We start from the raw sequence: 17,139 nt of genomic DNA on the forward strand, positions 1-17,139 counted from the left end.
TCACCGGGCGCCCGGTGATGGCCTTATCAGTTTGGGGTGTTGAACTGCCGGTGCGCCCGAGAACAGGAAGGCGGGGCCGGCAGGTCTTCCCGGCAGCGGGCTCAGCCTGCCGGGCAGACGGCGTTGGTCGGGTCGGCCTCCAGCTTCACATCGGTGAAGGTAAGGCCAAGCGTCGACGAGCTGGTCAGGATCAGCGGTGCTTCCACCCGGTCCATCTTGGCGCCAGCCCCGGCGAAGCATTTCAGGGGAATCTTCAGGGTGGAGAAGCTGCCGACCGGCGCCTTGCGCAACAGGTCGGTCACGTCCAGCGTCCCGGCACAGTCAGTGCCACAGCCCACCGCCATCTGCACCTTGCCGCCGGGGGCCTGATCCACCCGGTAGCGGACAGACAGGGTGACATCGCCGTTTGACTGGCGGGAGAGATCGACGGCACGACCGGAAATAGCCAGACTGCCGGCGGCCTTACCCGACCAGATGAGCTGTTTGGCATCTTCCTGGGCCGCCACATCGACGGAGCGCAGTGACAGCACGGAACCGGGGCTCGCCGCTGTGGTGGTGGTGACGCGCAGTTCGCCCTGCGCATCGCGCAGGCCCAGCGACCAGGGGGCGGCGGCCCGGCCGGCGCGGAAATAGATGCCAGCATTCTGCCGCGCCCCGGCCGGCACGCCCGATTCTTCCGGCAGGGTGCCAACCTTGCTCTTGTCCTGATAGGTCAGGCCATAGCCATAGGCGAAGAGCGGGTTGTAATCCTTGTCCCCCCGGTTCAGCGGCGTCTGTACCGCCGTGCGCGGCCAGGAGAAGGAGAGTTTGCCGTTGAAATCATGACGAATCTTGCCATCCGCCCCTTTGAACAGCACATCGGCGATACCCCCGCCCTCCGTTCCCGGCAGCCAGGCGGCAACGAACGCGTCTGACGCGTTCAGTTCCGGATTGACCCACAGCGGCCGACCGGAGAGGAAGACCGCCACCACGGGAATACCCTGGGCGCGCAGTTTCTTCAGCAGGGCCAGATCCGTCTTCTCGTCCGGCTGATATTCCAGGGTTTCCACATCGCCCTGGAACTCCGCATAGGGTTCCTCGCCAAAGACGACGATGGCAACATCCGGCTTGGCGTTGAAATGGCCGGCCTTGTCATAATCGACCGTGCCGCCGGCGGCCGACACGGCCGCCTTGATACCGGCCAGGATGGAGGTGGCGCCGGGGAACTCGTCATTGCGATTGCCCGTCCCCTGCCAGGAGATGGTCCAGCCGCCGGATTGCTTGCCGATATTATCGGCCCCGTCACCGGCCACCAGCACCCGCGCCTTGGGCGACAGCGGCAGCACGCCGGCATCATTCTTCAACAGCACCAGCGACTTACGGACCGCCTCCCGCCCGACGGCGCGATGTTCCGGGCTGCCCAGCGTGCTGAGCGCCGGCAGGCCCGGCCGATCCTTCGGCGCCGGCTTCTCAAACAAGCCCGACAGCAGCTTCACCCGCAGGATGCGGCGCACCGCATCATCCAGCCGGGCCATGGGGATGGTGCCGTCCTTCGCCTGGGCCAGCGTATTTTCATAAAGCTGCTTCCAGCCATCGGCGGCCATAAACATGTCCAGGCCGGCATTGATGGCGGTGGGGCAATTCACCTTGGTGCAGCCGGGCACCTGATCATGCGCGTTCCAGTCGCCGACGATAAAACCGTTGAAGCCCATCCGGCCTTTCAGCACATCGGTCAGCAATTCCTTGTTGCCATGATGCTTGATGCCCTGCCAGCTGCTGAAACTGGCCATCACCGTCAGCACGCCGGCATCAATGGCCGGCGGATAGCCGGCATTATGGATGCGGATCAGCTCCTCTTCACTGGCCAGGGCATTGCCCTGGTCGCGGCCCTTATCCGTGCCGCCATCGGCCAGGAAATGCTTGGCGCTGGCAACGATGCGGCCGGGGGCCATGAAATCCGTGCTGCCGGCCTTGCCCTGCACCCCTTCGACGATGGCGCTGGAATAGGCGGCGACGATCTCCGGATCTTCCGAGAACCCTTCATAGGAGCGGCCCCAGCGGTCGTCCCGCACCACCGACAGGGCCGGGGCGAAGGTCCAATCAATGCCGGTGGCCGCCATTTCCGCCGCCGTCACCGTGCCGATCCGGCGCAACAGGTCGGGATCATGGGCTGCCCCCAGCCCGATATTATGCGGGAAAATGGTGGCCGCCCCGATATTGCCATGGCCATGCACGGCATCCACCCCGAACAGGACGGGAATGGGCGTGTGGCCCGGCCGCTTCTCCAGCGAGATGCGATAGAACTGATCCGCCAGATCAAGCCAGGCCTGGGGCGGGGCGCGATCATCCCCGCCGGGGCCGGAATTGCCTCCCGCCAGGACAGAGCCCAGGGGATATTTGCGCAAATCTTCCGGTGTGATGCTGCCAATATCGCCCTGGATGACCTGGCCCACCTTTTCTTCCAGGGACAGCTGCTTCAGCAGTGCCTCCACCCGCGCCTCAATCGTCGGGTTGATCAGCCGCTGATGCGTCGGCGCCGGCCATTTTTCCGGATGCAGCTGGGCAGCTGTCGGCGCCGTTTCCTGGGCCATGGCCGGGAAACCCGACACCATGCCGGTCAGGGCCAGGGCGCTGACCATGCCAAAGGCGGCCGCGCATCTCGCATAGGTGTTCTTCACCGGTAATCCTCCCCTGGCGACGGATCAAGGCCGCATCGGCGCGGGTGGCGCGCGCGGTCATTGTCTTCGCCCTTATTCGTGACAGCGTTGTCAGGTTATGCCTGCGACAAAACCACCCTGTCAATGCTGATTCCGGGGCAAAATCATCGGACTTTTCCCGCTTTTGCGGCGCAAAAGAATGTTGCAACGCGAAAGGGTGCAGCAAAGTTGCATCGGTCCAATTTATTGCCAATTGCTGGGGGGTGTATATTAACTTATTGATAATAAATGATCTGATGGGTGGGCCAACACATGATGTTGTAGGAATTAGGAAAATTGAAACCGCAAAAATAGACAGCGCTGTCATTTTCCGTTGACGGAAGCCGCTCCCTGTCGCCTCAATAGGGCTGCGCGGCTTGGGTGAGCTGCGACCAAACACCAACAGCAATAAATCCCTGGGAGGGAGAGATGCCTTTCAAAAACAGGCTCGGGCTCTACCTGCATTCCGTCGCCGCGGTCGCGCTGCTGGCCAGCCCGGCCGCCATGGGCCAGGCCGCCCCGGCGGCGGCCGACGGCGCGCAGCAGATGGACGAGATCATTGTTACCGGTTTCCGGGCGTCGCTGGCCAGCGCGCTGCAGACCAAGCGGAACGCCAACGAAATCATCGAATCCATCACCGCAGAGGATATGGGCAAGTTCCCTGACCAGAATATCGCGGAAAGCCTGCAGCGCCTTTCGGGTGTGCAGATCGATCGCGACAATGGCCAGGGGACCAAGGTTCGCATCCGCGGTCTGGACCAGAATGTCACCCTGCTGAATGACGAAATTTTCCTGACCGGCCTGGAGGTTTTCACCCTGGGCGAAGGCCAGAACCGCAATACCGACAGCCTGGAAGGCGTGCCGTCGGAACTGCTGGGCGGGGTGGATGTCTATAAATCCCCCAATGCCAAGCTGTTGGAAGGTGGCCTGGGCGGCATCATCAACCTGAAGACCCGTAATCCGCTGGCGCTGGATGAGGGCATCACGGCGGCCGGCAACGTCCGCATGGCCAAATCCGGTGGTGCCGACGGGGGATGGAAGCCGCTGGGGGCGGTGGCCGTCGGCTACAATTGGGGCGACAAGGCAGCCCTGATCGGCACCTTCTCCTACGACAAGCAGAATACCCAGTCCGACGTGCTGGGCGGGCAGAACCGCGGCAACTGGCGCTTTGCCGAACGCGGTGACAAGGCCACTGTCAAGACCAACTACTACGCCCCGGAATATCGCTACGCCACGGATCGTGACCAGACACGGGAGCGTATCGGCGGATCGCTGAGCGGTGCCATCGTGCTCAATGACAGCCTGGAACTGTCGGGCGACTGGTTCCATTCGGAATCCGATATTCTGACCTCCGAGGCGTCGCTGAAATTCCCCTTCACGGTGGAAAGCCCCGGCCTGGATACGACCAAGCCCTATACGATTGACAGCAATGGCGTGCTGATCAACGGCACCCTGATTGCCAATTCCGCGGAAGCCATTTCCTATGTGCAGAATTCCAGTGTCGATGCCGATAATTTCGGCCTGAAGCTGAAATATGATGGCGGCGGGAACTTCCGTGGCTCCCTGCGCGGGGCCTATGCCACGGCGGAGCTGCACAGCGACAGCGCCAATAATGATGTGCGCTATACCAAGTACAGCGTGCCGACCGCCGACCCGACCAGCCCCACCGGTTACAGCCATCAGGCGGCCAACCCAGCGGCGCCGGCCAATTACCTGTTCACCTATAATAATGGTGACGGAAAGCTGCCCAGCTTTGCGCTGGCCAGCACGCCGGACCTTTATACAAACCCGGCCTATGGCTATTTCAAATCGCACTGGGTGTTTGGTGATCGTGCCGATCTGGAAAATTACTCGCTGCGGGCCGATGGCGAATATGACCCGGAATTCATTGCTGCCGGTAATGTTCACCTGTCCACCGGCTACCGCTTTGCCTCACGTGATGTCGATTATGTCCGTGGTCGCTACCTGGCGGATTATTCCGGCAAGGGCGAGCTGGATGGCACCAAGTTCGGGCAGAAATGGACGCCCTATGGATATTTCCAGGATGGCGCCATCGGCTTCAAGGCCTGCGAATTGCCCAAGGGGACGCCAGGAATTCCGGCCAAGTGCGATAATCGCTTCGGCAATTCGCCGCCGCTGATCACCCCGTTCCAGACCTTCACCGGCGCCAGTGGCCGGGTGGAGACGATTAATAACTTCTTCTCATCGGGCAATGTGGTGGGGGGCAAGATCCTGGTGCAGGATCGCAGCCAGATGAAGGATGGCCAGGCCTGGATTCAGGCGCTTTATCCCTCCACCCCGTTTGCCTTCTATGCGGAGCCGCTGGAAAGCTTCCGGGTGAAGGAAGAGACCCATTCCGGCTATCTGATGGCGGATATCGGCGATGCCGGTGACGGTTATCACATCAATGTCGGCGCCCGGCTGATCCATACCAACCTGACCGTCTATCAGAATCGCGCCACCGATCCCGATCCGGTCTATCTGGGCACGGATAGTTGGAACGGCGTGCTGCGCGACAGCGAAACCATCGCCAACGAACGTTCATACACCGATATTCTGCCCAGCCTGAACATGGTGTTCGATCTGGATGAGGGGCAGAAGGTGCGCTTCGCGGCGGGACGTGTCGTGGCCCGTCAGAACCTGTTTGATCTGGGTCGCGGTTTCCGCGTGGACTTCACCCGTAACCCGACCACCAACCTGTTCGAGGCCACCAACGGTTCTTCCGGCAACCCCGATCTCGATCCGTTCCGGGCCTCGCAGTTCGACCTGGGCTATGAATATTATTTCGGTCGCCAGGGTCTGGTGTCGCTGGTCGGCTTCTGGAAGGAAGTGGACAGCTTTATTGCCAACGAAACCAAGCCGGAATTCGTTATGGATCAGGCCGGTGGGCGCAACACGCCCATCACCCGCCCGATCAATGGTGAGGGCGGACGGGTTCGGGGCTTTGAGCTGGGTGCTCAATATGCCTTCGATTGGGGCGTTGGCTTCAATGTCAACTATACCTATTCGGACAGCAAATCGCCGATCTTCAATGATTTTGACAAGGGGTTGCCGATCCCCGGCGTGGCCAAGCATGCCTTCAACGGTCAGGTCTATTACGAATATGAGGGGCTGGAAGCGCGGCTTTCCTATACCTGGCGGACCAAATCCTTTGCTGGCAATTTCGGCTTCGGCGATGGTGCGGTCAACCGCACGCTGGGCATCTGGAACCGCTCCTATGGTCAGCTGGATGCCCAGCTCGGCTATCAGGTCACCGAGCAGATCGGGGTGACGCTGGAAGGCATCAACCTGACCAAGGAGGATCAGAGCCAGTACCTGCAATATAAGAACCTGCCCTTCTCCTATGGATCGGGTTCCCGCCGCGTGATGGCGGGGGTACGGTTCAAGCTCTGAACGACAAACGCCAAGTATGGGCGCCGGGGAAACCCGGCGCCTTTTTTGGTTTGGCGTGCCCGAATGCGTCCCATACCACCCACCATGTTTGACGGCGATGCAGGGAGCAAAGGGCTCCCCTCGAGGCGGAGCGGCAACGACCCACATTCCGGGGGACCAACAGCTTAAACACCCTGCTCCCCCTGCTGTTCATCTTTGTGATATTTGCCGTAGGTTGTGGTAGAGGCGGTTCTCATCTTCGATTGACCGGCCGCGCCTGTGGCAGAATGGGGGAGAGGGATCATGGGGGAAAGTCTGCCGGGGGAGATTCTGATCGTTGGCGGCGGCACGGCCGGCTGGATGGCGGCAGCGGCCTTGGCCCGTACCTTGAACCGGCAGGCGCGGATTACCTTGATAGAAAGCGGCAGCATCGGCACTGTCGGCGTCGGTGAAGCGACGATTCCTGCCATTCGCCATTTCAACCGTCTGCTGGGGTTTAATGAGGGTGACTTCCTGGCCTTCACACAAGGAACATATAAGCTGGGGATTGAGTTCCGGAACTGGCGGCGGGAGGGCCACAGCTATTTCCATCCCTTCGGTGTGTATGGCAGCAGTTTGGACGCGAGCTATACCCATCAATATTGGCTACGCCTGCGTCAATTGGGCGAGGGCGGCGAACTGGCGGATTATTCCCTCTGCAGCGTGATGGCGGCGCTGGGCCGCTACACGGCACCGGCGTCAGCGAACTCCCAGCGCGACCGTGACATCCTCCCCAGTATCGGTTCTGCCTATCATTTTGATGCTGCTCTCTATGCCCAATATCTGAGGCTTTATGCCGAACGTCTGGGCGTGGTGCGGCTGGATCGGAACATTGTTGATGTGGTGTTGCGGGGGGAGGATGGTTTCATTGAAGCTGTCGTCGCGGAGGGGGGGGAGCGGCTGAAGGCCGATTTCTTCATCGATTGCACCGGTTTTGCCGGGCTGCTGATCGAAAAGGCGCTGAAGGCGGGCTATGAGGAATGGACCCACTGGTTGCCCTGTGACCGAGCCTGGGCCGTGCCATCGGCCAGTGACGGCCGCATCGTCCCTTACACCCGTTCCACCGCGCGCGACGCCGGCTGGCAATGGCGCATCCCGCTGCGCCATCGTGTGGGCAATGGTTATGTCTTCAGCAGCAATCATCTGGGGGAAGAGGCGGCCTGCCAAACCTTGCTGTCCAGCCTGGACAGTGCCGCCCTGGCCGAACCGAAGCTGCTGCGCTTCACCACCGGCCGGCGGCGGCAAGCCTGGGTGAAGAATTGCGTGTCACTGGGATTATCGTCGGGCTTTCTGGAGCCGCTGGAATCCACCTCCATCCACCTGATCCAGACCGGCATCACCCGGTTGCTCGATCTTTTCCCCGGCAAGCGGATCGAACCGGCGGAGGTGGCCGAATATAATGCGCTGACCCAGGCTGAATATGAGGCGGTGCGCGATTTTCTGATTCTGCACTATCATGTCACGGAGCGTACCGGCTCCCCGCTCTGGAACGATTGCCGGACCATGGCGATCCCCGACAGTCTGCGACAGCGTATTGACCTGTTCCGGCAGCGGGGGCGAGTTTCCACCCGGGGACGGGCGCTGTTCAGTGATACGAGCTGGCTTTCCGTGCTGCTGGGCCAGGGGATCATGCCGGAGACCTATGATCCCCTGGTCGATGTGCACGCGCTGGATGCCATCCGGGAACGGATGGGCACCATGCGCCGCCGCATCCGTCAGGCGGCGGAAGCCATGCCAACACATGAAGCCTATCTGGCCGGTGCGCGCGCGGCCTGAGCCGCTAAACAATAAAAGAAAACCCCCGGCATCTGGGTGATGCCGGGGGTGATCAAGGGCCGCGATTTTACGCTTTGCCGGGTTCGGCCGGCGTCTCCACGGCGGGCCCATCGCCCTCCGTCATCGTCCGGCGCAGCCGATGCTCGCCCAGATAGAGCAGGATCGGGGCGGCGATGAAGATGGAAGAGGAGGTTGCCAGCAGCACGCCGAACAGCAGCGCCCAGGCAAATTCCCGCAGTGCCTCCCCGCCGAACAGGGCCAGCGGCAGAATCGACAGGAACAGGGCGATGTTGGTGTTGATCGTGCGGCTCATCGTTTCATTGATGGACCGGTCGATCAGCTCCCGCAGCGGCATCTTGCGATACAGCCGCAGGTTCTCACGCACGCGGTCATAGACCACGACCTTGTCATTGATGGAGAAGCCCATGATGGCCAGCATGGCGGCAATGGCCGTCAGGTTGAACTGCATCCCCGTCAAGGCATAGAAGCCGATGGTCTTGGTCACGTCCAGCATCATGGTCACCACGGCACCGATGCCGAACTGCCATTCGAAGCGGATGGTGATGTAGAACAGCATGGCCAGGGCGGCCAGCCCCAGGGCCAGCATCCCGTCATGGAACAGCTCACCGGAGACAGAGGCGCCCACGGCTTCGACGCGGCGCACTTCGGTGCCCGGCACATGCTGATTCAGCGCGTCCGTCACCGCCTTGATGGCGGCCTGCTGGTTGGCCTCAGCCCCTTCCTGGCGCTCCAGCCGCAGGATGACATCACGGTCGGTGCCGAAGGATTGCAGCGCCACCGGCCCAACATTTACCCCCTCCATCACCTCCCGCAGCTTGGCGAAGTCGGCCGGCTGTTCGGTGCGGATTTCCATCACGATACCGCCGGCAAAATCGATGCCGTAATTCAGGCCGGGCTTGAAGAACATGAAGACGGATAGGGTGGACAGCACCACCGACGTCGCCAGACCGAGATGGCGGCCCTTCATGAAGGAGATGTTCAGCCCGACCGTCTTCAGCTTGATGGGGCCAAAAACCGGGATGCTCTTGGGCCGGCTGCGCTTGTACCAGATGGCCGTCAGCAGGCGCGCCACCAGGGTGGCGGTGAACATGGAGGTGATGATGCCCAGCGAGGTGGTAACGGCGAACCCCTTCACCGCACCGGTGCCCACGATATAGAGCAGCACCATCTTGATCAGCGTGGTGAGGTTACTGTCGGTGATGGTGGCAAAGGCCTTGGTATAGCCAGCCTCCAGCGCCGACAGCGGCGTCTTGCCTTTGCGCAGTTCTTCCTTGATACGCTCATTGATCAGGATATTAGCATCCACCGACATGCCAAGCGTCAGCACGATACCGGCAATGCCGGGCAAGGTCAGTGTCGCCTGCAGCATGGCCAGGCAGGCCAGCGTCAGGAACAGGTTAAAGATCAAGGCGATATTGGCAAAAATGCCGAACATGCCATAGGTCAGCCACATATAAGCGACCACCAGCACCACACCGACGATGCAGGAGATCAGGCCGGCCTTGATGCTGTCCGCGCCCAGCTCAGGCCCGATGGAGCGTTCTTCCACCACGGTCAGCGGGGCGGGCAGGGCACCGGCGCGCAGCAGCACCGCCAGTTCGGTGGCCGACTGGGCGTTGAAATTGCCGCTGATCTGGCCACGGCCGCCGACGATCGGCTCCCGGATCACCGGGGCGGAGATCACCTTGCCATCCAGCACGATGGCGAACGGCTTGTTCACATTGTTGCGGGTGGTATCGGCGAAGCGGCGGGCGCCCACCTGATCAAAGGTGAAGGAAACCACCCACTGACCGGTCTTCGGGTCGGGGGAGGGCTGGGCGTCGGTCAAGGTGGAACCATCCACCTCCACCTTTTTGCGCACCAGCATCCGGCCCTCGCCGGCCGCACGGTCGCTGTTGGGCAGCCAGTCATAGCCTGGCGGGGCGGCGGAACCCGGCGCCAGCGACCCGTCCCCCACCAGATGGAAGGTCATCTTGGCGGTCTGGCCCAGCAGGCGCTTGATGCGGCCGGGGTCGGTGACGCCCGGCAACTGCACCAGCACGCGGGCGGCACCCTGGCGGGCCACGATGGGCTCATTCACGCCCGTCTCATCAATACGGCGACGGACGATTTCCAGCGACTGTTCCACCGCCTTGCTGACCCGCTTGGCCAGGGCCTGCGGGCCGAAGGCGAGGCGGACGCGGCCGGTTTCCTGGGTGATGGTGAAATCACCCTGTTCGCCCGGCAGGGTGCCGATGGTCATCGGCTTCAACAGGTCGGCGGCGCGGGCGGCATCATTGGCATCAACCAGCCGCACCAGAATGCCATCGCCATCCACCGCCACGCCGCCGATCCGCAGATCGCCGGCGCGCAGCAGGCCGCGTGCCTCATCGGTGGCACCTTCCAGCCGCTCGCGCTTCACCGCCTCGGCATCGACCTCCAGCAGCAGATAGGAACCGCCCTGCAGGTCAAGGCCCAGATTGAAATGCCGCATGGGCAGCCAAGAAGGGATGTTCGCCGGCCCGATCAGGCTGGGAACGGAAAGCAGGACGCCCAGAAGGCAGATCCCCAGGATCAATGCCATTCGGAGCTTGGAGAAATTCAACATCGGCTTCTATCCCGACAAAAGGGAATTGCCGCGATACAGCAGGGGGGACCGAACCTGCGGTCCGGCCCCTGCGGTGATCGCTTTGGGGGGCGTGATCTTTGGGTTCAGATGCGAGCCGGTGGTGCGCGCGGCCGGCTGCCCCCGGCCAGCCGGCGGTGATGCGCCTGGCTTTTCGGCATCTGGGCGCGCCGCGCCGTTCCGCTGATGGTCAGCAGGCCCCAGCCTTGTGGGGCCAGACCGGCGGCATGGCCATCTGCCTGGGCCACGGCCTTGCCATCCAGCCGGCTCAGCGCCTGCAGGATGGTGGGCTGGGCCGGGGCGGTCAGGATGGCGGCACAGCCGGCGCGATCCCCCTGGTGGCAGACAGTGCGGGCATTCTCCGCCGGTTGGCGCGCTGCCGCGGCCCCACCCATGGCGCCCGCCAGCAGCAGCAATGCCGCCGCCAGCCAATATCGCCAATGGGAAAGGGGAACCCGCACTGCTGCCATCCTGCCATGAAGTCAGCGCGCAGGATTACGCCCTGTATCTGCGCATGGCAAGGGAGGATGCCTGGATTCCGGCTGCCATGCCGGACGGCAGCGCCCTGCATCGGCTGCATGGGTGCCGGTGTCGGAATGACCTTGCTGATAATAAGCAAGCTTATAATATGGAGGCTATGACAAACCATCCCGTACCCCTCTCCCTGGGCTCCCTGTTGGGGGAGACGACGCGCCTGTTGTGGCGGCGTTTCGACCAGCACGCCCGCGCCGCCGGCTCCACCCGCGCGCAATGGTTCGCCATGTTCAAGATTTCCCAGCGGGAAGGTCAGAAACAGGCGGAACTGGCCGAGCTGTTGGAAGTGGAGCCGATCACCCTGACCCGGACCATTGACCGTATGGTCGAAGGTGGCTGGGTGGAGCGCCGGGCCGACCCCACCGACCGGCGCGCCCGGCTGTTGTTCCTGACCGACAAGGCACGTGATGCCGTGGCGGAAATGCGCCTCATCGCCAACGCGATCTATGACGAGGCGCTGGGCGGTTTCAGCGTGGCAGAGCGGGAGATGCTGCTGGCGCTGTTGATGCGGGTTCGTGGCAATCTTTCGAATGCGGCGCCGGACTCTCCGGCCGAGGAAGGCAAGAAATGAGTGATGACAGCACCAAGGCTCCCCGCACGGGGCGGGCCCGCCGCCTGGGCCTGATGCTCTCCCTGCCGCTGCTGCTTGGGGCAGGCGGGCTTTATGTCTGGGCCACCGGCGGACGCTATATCGACACCGACAATGCCTATGTGCAGCAGGACATGATTTCCGTTGCGTCGGAGGTCTCCGGCCGCATTGTCGAGGTGAAGGTGGCGGAGAACGCGCATGTGAAGCGCGGCGACCTGCTGTTCCGCATCGATCCTGAACCTTATCGCATTGCCCTGGCCCAGGCCGATGCCAGCATCGCCGCCGCGCGCCTGCAGGTGGAACAGATGCGCGCCGCCTATTCGCAGGAAAAGGCGGCGCTGCAGGAGGCGGAGCAGACGCTGGATTACCGCCGGCGGGAGTTTGAGCGTCAGTCGAAACTGGCCACCAGCGGCTATGCCGCGCAATCCCGCCTGGATGAGGTGCGCAACGATCTGCGCACGGCCGAACAGGGCGTGGCCAAAGTTCGCCAGGGTGTGGCCGCCGCCTTGGCGGCGCTGGGCGGTGACCCGGCGATTGAAACGGACAAGCATCCCTCAGTGATGCTGGCCCTGGCGGCCCGCGACCGTGCCGCGCTGGACCTGTCCCGCACCAGCATCTCTGCACCGGCGGATGGGGTGGTCAGCCAAACCGACCGGCTGCATGTTGGTCAGTTCATGCCGCTTGGCCTAGGTGCGCTCAGTCTGGTGGAAACCGGCCGCACCTATATTGAGGCTAACTACAAGGAAACCGATCTCACCCATATGGTCCCCGGGCAGACGGCCACCGTGCGGCTTGATGCCTATCCCGACCGCACCCTGACGGCGCGGGTGGAAAGCATCGGTGCGGGGACCGGCTCCGAATTCTCCCTGATCCCGGCGCAGAACGCGACCGGCAACTGGGTGAAGGTGGTGCAGCGCGTGCCGGTGCGGCTGGTGCTGGACAAGGCGACGGATGTGCCGCTGCGCGCCGGCCTCTCGGTCAATGTCGCCGTCGATACCGGCTATAGCCGTGGCTTGCCCGGCCTTGCCACCGCGCACGCAGCTGAAAAGTAATACCCGGTTGTGATGCGTTCCACGCATCACAACCGGGTACGGCGGCGACCGCCGCCGCGCGGCCTGTGCCGCGTGAAGCCAAGCCAACGGATGTTGGCGCCGGCGATTGAGGGCCTTGATCAGAACCGATAGGTTCTGATCAAGGCAGCGGAGTATAAACCCTCAGCGGGCAGGCTTTGTTGCCTTTCCGTAATGAAATGGAGAAGCCATCATGTCGGCTTCGAAACAATCGGTTGAGGTGAAGCATCGCGGGCTGATCACCCTGTCGATCATGCTCGCCACCATCATGCAGGTGCTGGACACCACCATTGCCAATGTGGCGCTGCCTTCCATGCAGGGCAGCCTGGGGGCGGCCCAGGACAGCATCACCTGGGTGCTGACCTCCTATATCGTCGCGGCTGCCATCATGACGCCGGTGACCGGCTGGCTGGCGGACCGGATGGGGTTGAAGACCCTGTTCATCCTCTCCGTCGGCGGCTTCATCCTGTTTTCCATGCTGTGCGGCATTGCCACCAGCCTGGAGGAAATGGTGGTTTTCCGCCTGTTGCAGGGCGTGTTTGGCGCGCCCCTGGTGCCGCTGTCACAGACGGTGCTGCTGAACATCAACCCCAAGGAACGTCATGGTCAGGCCATGGCCATGTGGGGGGCCGGCATCATGGTCGGCCCGATCATTGGCCCGACGCTGGGCGGCTATCTGACGGAAATGCTGAACTGGCGCTGGGTTTTCTACATTAACCTGCCCATCGGTATTGTTGCCTTCATCGGGATGCTGATTTGGCTGCCCCGTTCGAGCACCCGCCCGCGCGGGTTTGATTTCCTCGGTTTCGCCCTGCTCAGTCTCGCCGTGGGCGGCCTGCAGATGATGCTGGACCGTGGCGAACAGCTGGACTGGTTCGCTTCCACCGAAATCTGGCTGGAAACGGCCGTGGCGCTTTGCGCCCTCTGGGCCTTCATCATCCACATCCTGACGGCGGAAAAGCCCTTTATCGAACCGCGCATCCTGCGGGACCGAAATCTGGCGGTGGGGCTGGTGCTGATCTTCGTCGTGGGGGTGATCGTGCTGGCGGCGATGGCGCTGTTGCCGCCCCTGCTGCAACGGCTGATGGGCTATCCTACGATTACCACCGGTCTGGTCATCGCGCCGCGTGGGGTGGGGGTGATGGTCAGCATGATCGTGGTCGGCCGGCTGGTGCAGCGTATTGATGCACGGCTGATGATCCTGGCCGGGTTGGGACTGACGGCTTGGTCGCTGCATCTGATGACGGAATATACCATTGTCATGGGCATGGGGCCGATCATCACCAGTGGCATCATTCAGGGGCTGGGCCTGGGCCTGATCTTCGTGCCCCTCTCCACCCTGGCCTTTGCCACCCTGGCCCCGCAGGATCGCACGGATGCTGCCAGCCTGTTCAGCCTGCTGCGCAACCTGGGCAGCAGCGTCGGGGTTTCGGCGGTCACCAGCCTGCTGTCCCAATATACCCAGATCAACCATGCCGAGCTGGGCGCCTTCATCAACCCGTTCCGCACCCAGCTTGATCCCTATATGGCCCTGCTCGGGTCAACCTCGCCCGTCAAGGGTCTGGCCATGGTGGATGCGATGGTCAACCAGCAGGCAGCGATGATCGCCTATCTCAACGATTTCAAAATGATGATGCTGGTAACGCTGGGCATCGCCCCGCTCTTGCTGCTGTTGCGGAAACCCGCCCCCCGTGCCGCCGCCGGGGATGATCATCCGGCGGTGATGGAGTAATCATCCTGCTGAGGTGGGGGTTGTTTCAGCAATAACCGGCAAGGATTGCATGTCTGGCATCCCCGGCTTTGCCCGCTCATCCGCTTGCGGGCGGGGCATCGGCATCTTATTGCCAATCAGGCCCGTCGTCACCCCGACGGCGGCATAGGCAATAACCGAGGATTCCACGACCGTGAGCATCGTCCGTCTTCAGCCCGGCCGCCGCATGAGCGAAGCCGCCATCCATAATGGCACCGTCTATCTGGCCGGTCAGGTCGCCGCCGACAACAGTGCCGACATCAAGGGCCAGACCGCCCAGGTGCTGGCGCAGATCGATGCGCTGCTGGCCGCCGCTGGCAGCTCCAAGTCGCGCATCCTCTCCACCACCATCTACCTGTCCAGCATCGGCAATTTCGCCGCCATGAACGAGGTGTGGGACGCCTGGGTGGACCAGTCCAACCCGCCGGCCCGCGCCACGGTGGAGGCTCGTCTGGCCGCCCCCGGCTATCTGGTGGAAATCGTCTGCGTCGCGGCCCAGGGCTGACCCGGCTGCGTGAGGGGGTGAGTCATCACCCCCCACTTTCGGCCCCGCCCCTCTCGCCGCACTGGCGGTGGCGGGGCCGACGCGCTATGTGATGCGCCATATCATGGCGGCCCGGCCCGCCACCCCCAAAAGCCCCGGATTGGTGAGCAACCATGCCTGATGATCTTTCGCCCCAGAGCTTCAGCCTGTTCCCGCTTGGCGAGGACAAGACCCCCTATCGCAAGCTGACCGCCGATTATGTCTCGGTCAGCGAGTTTGAGGGCGAAAGCATCCTCAAGGTGGAGCCGGAGGGGATGCGCCTGTTGGCCGAGCAGGCCTTCATCGACATCAACCACCTGCTGCGTCCCGGCCATCTGGCCCAATTGGCCAAGATCCTGGATGACAAGGAGGCCTCGGCCAACGACCGTTTCGTGGCGCTCGACCTGCTGAAGAATGCCTCCATCGCCGCCGGTGGCGTGCTGCCCATGTGCCAGGATACTGGCACCGCCATTGTCATGGGCAAGAAGGGCCGCCGCGTCTGGACCAAGGGTGCCGACGATCTGGCGCTGGCCGATGGTATCCGCGATGCCTATCTGAAGCGCAATCTGCGCTACAGCCAGGTGGCCCCGCTCTCCATGTATGAGGAGAAGAACACCCGCACCAACCTGCCCGGCCAGATCGAGATCTATGCCGAGGGGGAGGATGCCTATAAGTTCTTCTTCATGGCCAAGGGCGGCGGTTCCGCCAACAAGACTTTCCTGTTCCAGGCCACGCCGTCCGTGCTGGCGCCCGACCGGCTGATCCCCTTCATTGAAGAGAAGATGGCCTCGCTGGGCACCTCGGCCTGTCCGCCCTATCATCTGTCGGTGGTGATCGGCGGCCTGTCGGCGGAACTGAACCTGAAGACGGTGAAGCTGGCTTCGGCGCGTTATTATGACGGTCTGCCGACGCAAGGTTCGGAAAGCGGCCATGCTTACCGCGATCTGGAGATGGAACAGGCCCTGTTCGCCGCCTCCCAGAAGCTGGGCATCGGTGCACAGTTCGGCGGCAAATATTTCTGCCATGATGTGCGGGTGATCCGCCTGCCGCGCCATGGTGCCTCGCTGCCGATCGGCATTGGCGTGTCCTGCTCGGCCGATCGTCAGGCCTTGGGCAAGATCACCAAGGATGGCATCTATCTGGAGCAGCTGGAGACCGATCCCGCCCGCTTCCTGCCGGAAGTGGATGCCTCCTCCCTCTCTGACGAGGTGGTGAAGATCGATCTGACCAAGCCGATGGCGGAAATCCGCGCCACGCTGACTCAATATCCGATCCGTACCCGCGTCTCGCTCACCGGCCCGCTGATCGTGGCGCGCGACAGCGCCCATGCCAAGCTGCGCGCGGCCCTGGATGCGGGCCAGCCGCTGCCGGATTATTTCAAGAATCACCCGATCTATTATGCCGGCCCGGCGAAGACGCCGGAAGGTTACGCCTCGGGTTCCTTCGGCCCGACGACGGCTGGCCGTATGGACAGCTTCGTTGATCAATTCCAGGCGGCGGGCGGTTCGTTTGTTATGCTTGCCAAGGGCAACCGCTCGCCGGCGGTGAAAAATGCCTGCCAGAAACATGGCGGCTTCTATCTGGGCTCCATCGGCGGCGCGGCCGCCCGTCTGGCCCAGGATTGCATCAAAAAGGTGGAGTGCATCGCCTTCCCCGAGCTGGGCATGGAAGCCATCTGGCGCATCGAGGTGGAGGATTTCCCCGCCTTCATCATCACCGACGATAAGGGCAACGATTTCTTCGAAGCGACGAAGTAAACCGCCCTCTCGTAAAAAACCCCGACCTCCCCGGTCGGGGTTTTTTGCATTTTTGTGAAAAAGCTCTTGCATATCGTCGCGTAGGCGCCCATAAACAGTTCCCCGCACTGAACGAGCTGTATGGTTTGGATGGTGCGAGGTTGGAAATGGGCTGCAAGGCCATTCTGACGCGGCTCTTGGGTGAATGCCCAGACAAGTTAAATGATCTATCGTGCTGTTGGGTGAGCTGTTCGCCAGACTTGGTTCTGGTGGGTTGATTGCTTGATGGTCCGTTGACCGGGTTGGTTCTATGCTTTTTGTAGCGTTTCGGCGCTGCGGAGAAAAAAGTTTGGAACGGTGAAAAAACGGTTGACGGGTTGGTTGGAGGTGTTTAGAAAGCGCTCCACCAACGACGGCGGCGCCGCTGCCGACGATGGATTTGCAGTCTC

The 17,139-nt window shown here is 62.6% G+C and carries 11 protein-coding genes; 7 read left to right on the forward strand and 4 right to left on the reverse strand.

The features are described 5' to 3' along the window. Positions 1–101 precede the first annotated feature (101 nt). The gene (locus CHB97_RS19000) at positions 102–2,657 is read right to left on the reverse strand and encodes an exo 1,3/1,4-beta-D-glucan glucohydrolase (RefSeq protein ID WP_200820019.1); all 2,556 of its coding nucleotides are present in this window, start codon (positions 2,655–2,657) and stop codon (positions 102–104) included. A gap of 447 nt (positions 2,658–3,104) precedes the next feature. Here CHB97_RS19000 and CHB97_RS19005 point away from each other — a divergent pair, with 447 nt between their 5' ends. Further along, on the forward strand, positions 3,105–6,068 hold the full coding sequence (locus CHB97_RS19005; protein WP_089289578.1) for a TonB-dependent receptor: 2,964 nt from the start codon (positions 3,105–3,107) through the stop codon (positions 6,066–6,068). A gap of 282 nt (positions 6,069–6,350) precedes the next feature. Beyond that, complete coding sequence (locus tag CHB97_RS19010; protein ID WP_089289579.1) at positions 6,351–7,862, forward strand: tryptophan halogenase family protein; 1,512 nt, start codon at positions 6,351–6,353, stop codon at positions 7,860–7,862. Between the two features lie 67 nt (positions 7,863–7,929). Here CHB97_RS19010 and secD read toward each other — a convergent pair whose 3' ends face one another. Next, positions 7,930–10,470, reverse strand: a complete 2,541-nt coding sequence (secD, locus tag CHB97_RS19015; RefSeq protein ID WP_089289580.1) for a protein translocase subunit SecD — start codon at positions 10,468–10,470, stop codon at positions 7,930–7,932. Positions 10,471–10,574: 104 nt separating this feature from the next. Next, positions 10,575–10,949 carry a hypothetical protein gene (locus CHB97_RS19020; protein WP_143271028.1) on the reverse strand — a complete coding sequence of 125 codons (375 nt, stop codon included), beginning with the start codon at positions 10,947–10,949 and terminating at the stop codon, positions 10,575–10,577. Positions 10,950–11,125: 176 nt separating this feature from the next. Between CHB97_RS19020 and CHB97_RS19025 the strand changes: the two genes are divergently transcribed. The 3 genes from CHB97_RS19025 to CHB97_RS19035 all read left to right on the forward strand — a co-directional run bounded on the left by CHB97_RS19025 (position 11,126) and on the right by CHB97_RS19035 (position 14,413). After that, positions 11,126–11,593: a MarR family winged helix-turn-helix transcriptional regulator gene (locus CHB97_RS19025; protein WP_200820020.1), complete on the forward strand. Its 468-nt coding sequence runs from the start codon at positions 11,126–11,128 to the stop codon at positions 11,591–11,593. Continuing rightward, complete coding sequence (locus CHB97_RS19030) at positions 11,590–12,663, forward strand: HlyD family secretion protein (RefSeq protein WP_089289582.1); 1,074 nt, start codon at positions 11,590–11,592, stop codon at positions 12,661–12,663. The genes CHB97_RS19025 and CHB97_RS19030 overlap by 4 nt, the downstream gene beginning before the upstream one ends. Positions 12,664–12,874: 211 nt before the next feature. Next, a complete protein-coding gene (locus CHB97_RS19035; protein ID WP_089289583.1) occupies positions 12,875–14,413 on the forward strand; it encodes a DHA2 family efflux MFS transporter permease subunit in 1,539 nt (512 codons plus the stop codon). Here the strand turns inward: CHB97_RS19035 and CHB97_RS26080 are convergent, their stop codons facing one another. After that, a complete protein-coding gene (locus CHB97_RS26080) occupies positions 14,414–14,593 on the reverse strand; it encodes a hypothetical protein (RefSeq protein WP_143271030.1) in 180 nt (59 codons plus the stop codon). Here CHB97_RS26080 and CHB97_RS19040 point away from each other — a divergent pair. Beyond that, the gene (locus tag CHB97_RS19040) at positions 14,586–14,936 is read left to right on the forward strand and encodes a RidA family protein (RefSeq protein ID WP_089289584.1); all 351 of its coding nucleotides are present in this window, start codon (positions 14,586–14,588) and stop codon (positions 14,934–14,936) included. The genes CHB97_RS26080 and CHB97_RS19040 overlap by 8 nt on opposite strands. Positions 14,937–15,088: 152 nt before the next feature. Beyond that, positions 15,089–16,711: a fumarate hydratase gene (locus tag CHB97_RS19045; RefSeq protein ID WP_089289585.1), complete on the forward strand. Its 1,623-nt coding sequence runs from the start codon at positions 15,089–15,091 to the stop codon at positions 16,709–16,711. The last annotated feature ends 428 nt before the right edge of the window (positions 16,712–17,139 follow it).

Origin of the sequence: Azospirillum sp. RU38E, from assembly GCF_900188385.1 — a bacterium.
Taxonomy (GTDB): Bacteria; Pseudomonadota; Alphaproteobacteria; order Azospirillales; family Azospirillaceae; genus Niveispirillum.

What these genes read in the sequence shown, in the direction of transcription:
- CHB97_RS19005 (WP_089289578.1), top strand. Translation starts at nt 3,105, where the DNA reads ATGCCTTTCAAAAACAGGCTCGGGCTCTACCTGCATTCCGTCGCCGCG.
- CHB97_RS19010 (WP_089289579.1), top strand. Translation starts at nt 6,351, where the DNA reads ATGGGGGAAAGTCTGCCGGGGGAGATTCTGATCGTTGGCGGCGGCACG.
- secD (WP_089289580.1), bottom strand. Translation starts at nt 10,470, where the DNA reads ATGTTGAATTTCTCCAAGCTCCGAATGGCATTGATCCTGGGGATCTGC.
- CHB97_RS19025 (WP_200820020.1), top strand. Translation starts at nt 11,126, where the DNA reads ATGACAAACCATCCCGTACCCCTCTCCCTGGGCTCCCTGTTGGGGGAG.
- CHB97_RS19030 (WP_089289582.1), top strand. Translation starts at nt 11,590, where the DNA reads ATGAGTGATGACAGCACCAAGGCTCCCCGCACGGGGCGGGCCCGCCGC.
- CHB97_RS19035 (WP_089289583.1), top strand. Translation starts at nt 12,875, where the DNA reads ATGTCGGCTTCGAAACAATCGGTTGAGGTGAAGCATCGCGGGCTGATC.
- CHB97_RS26080 (WP_143271030.1), bottom strand. Translation starts at nt 14,593, where the DNA reads ATGCTCACGGTCGTGGAATCCTCGGTTATTGCCTATGCCGCCGTCGGG.
- CHB97_RS19045 (WP_089289585.1), top strand. Translation starts at nt 15,089, where the DNA reads ATGCCTGATGATCTTTCGCCCCAGAGCTTCAGCCTGTTCCCGCTTGGC.